The sequence below is a fragment of the Xenorhabdus sp. IM139775 genome, from assembly GCF_028598745.1.
Classification (GTDB): domain Bacteria; phylum Pseudomonadota; class Gammaproteobacteria; order Enterobacterales; family Enterobacteriaceae; genus Xenorhabdus.
On sequence record NZ_JAQRFK010000238.1, the window covers coordinates 1 to 644 of the forward strand.

General features: G+C 53.0%; 1 pseudogene. It reads left to right on the plus strand.

Going from position 1 to position 644, the window contains the following annotated elements:
- Positions 1–644, plus strand: a pseudogene (locus PSI17_RS17225) (phage portal protein); the annotation flags it as partial.

Genomic DNA, 644 nt, shown 5'->3' on the forward strand with positions numbered 1-644 from the left:
CGAAAAGCGCCTGAAACCCGCAGTATGACGATGGAGGAGTTTCTTTCTCTGGCAGGCGTATCTAACACTAAATCGGGGGAGCATGTTTCACCGTCTACCGCGGAAGGTTTACCCGCCGTGATGAATGCCGTTACTGTCATTAGTGAAGCCGTTGCCTCTATGCCTTGCTACCTCTATCGGGTTGCGCACCAAAACGGCACAGAGTCCCGCGAATGGCTGAGCGATCACCCGGTGGATTATTTGCTCAATGAGTGCCCGAATGACTGCCAGACCCCGTATCAGTTTAAAAGAACCCTGATGCGTCATTGTCTGCTGAATGGCAATGCGTATGCGGTGATTGTCTGGGGACGGGATGGAATACCAGCAATTGGGGATGAGTAACCAAGATGCGGAGTGGCTGGCTTCCCGCCGTTTCACCATTGACGATATCGCCCGGATGTTCAACGTCAGCCCGATCTTTCTGCAAGAGTATTCGAACAGCACCTACAGCAACTTTAGCGAGGCATCCCGCGCCTTTCTGACGATTACCATGCGCCCGTGGCTCGCCAATTTTGAACAACAAATCAAATCGGCCTTGCTGATGGCCTCACCGAAACGGGGGATTCGTTACCAAGTCGAGTTTGATACGGCCGACTTACTGCGTG